Annotated in this window: 1 protein-coding gene; it reads left to right on the forward strand. The window is 43.9% G+C overall.

All coding sequences use genetic code 11. The features are described from left to right. The first annotated feature begins 58 nt into the window (after nucleotides 1–58). A protein-coding gene (locus F3H12_RS13150) for an IS3 family transposase (RefSeq protein WP_188118544.1) occupies nucleotides 59–1,212 on the forward strand; the annotation gives its coding sequence in 2 pieces (ribosomal slippage) (nucleotides 59–329 and nucleotides 329–1,212; 1,155 coding nt in all). Nucleotides 1,213–1,339: the final 127 nt, after the last annotated feature.

Genomic DNA, 1,339 nt, shown 5'->3' on the forward strand with positions numbered 1-1,339 from the left:
TATAATGATACCAGAAATTAAGACAGACAAAACGGCCAAAATAAGTTAGTATGGAACTATGGAAAAGAGAAGAAATTTTACACCGGAAGAAAAAGCAAAAATAGTGATTGAGGTCTTAAGGGAAGAAAAAACGCTGAATGAGATTGCTGCCGAATATGAAATACATCCGAATCAGCTAAGCCGCTGGAAGGCAGAATTCATAAGCAATGCAGGCAGGGTATTCAGCAAGGAAACCGATGAAGTAGAGAAAGTCAAGCAGGCGTATGAAAAGGAGAAGGACGAACTGCTTAAGCAAATTGGTCAACTCTCATATGAGGTTAACTGGCTTAAAAAAAAAATCTGGCCGACTCTAAGTCCCGTGAAGACCGCATGAAGATGATTGACAGAGAAGAAAAGAAACTCAGTATAACCAAGCAAGCCGAACTGTTGAGCATAAATCGTACAAGCCTTTACTACAAGCCGGTTCCAGCAAATGATGAGGAATACCTGATTAAGAGGATCATCGATGAGATTTACACGGCTCATCCGGAGTACGGTTACCGTAGGATGACGAATATCTTGAACCGGGAATATCACATTCGCATTAATCGCAAGCGAACCCGGCGTTACATGCGGGAAATGGGGATACATGGCTTCTGTCCTGGCCCCAATCTTAGTAAGCGTCTACATGGGAAGTACTTGTATCCGTACCTGCTGAGAGGCTTGAACATTGATCATCCCAATCAGGTATGGTCCATAGACGTGACCTACTGCCGGATGAAACGTGGTTTCATGTATCTGGTAGCCATTATAGACTGGTATTCTCGTTATATTGTTGGATTTGAGCTATCAAACACGCTGGATCGGACATTTGTCATAGAGGCAATCCAAAAGGCGATAAAACGGCACGGAAAACCTGAAATTATGAATAGCGACCAAGGCTCACAGTTTACCAGTGATGATTACATCAATCTACTAAAAAACAACAATATCAAAATATCTATGGATGGCAAAGGAAGAGCATTGGATAACCAACGGATAGAGCGTTTCTTCCGATCCTACAAATGGGAAAAGCTTTATCTTGAAGATTGCGAAACAGGACATCAGCTCCGGCAGATTACAAGGGAATATGTGGAGTATTATAACAACCGGAGACCTCACCAGTCGTTGGATTACAAAACACCGGCAGAGTATTACTTCGGGGGTTGTAAGCAGCTTCCGGCAGTCGTATAAAACCTTGGGGCTCTGCCCCAAATCCCGTCCTCGCCGGAAGGCAGCCGGTCTGTCATAACAGACCGGAAAGCAAAAGGATGTATGCGCATTGGATGTCAAGGGCCAAGATGAACTCGCTTACGCTCGC

It is taken from the genome of Thermoclostridium caenicola (assembly GCF_900142095.1).
GTDB lineage: Bacteria > Bacillota > Clostridia > DSM-8532 > DSM-8532 > Thermoclostridium_A > Thermoclostridium_A caenicola.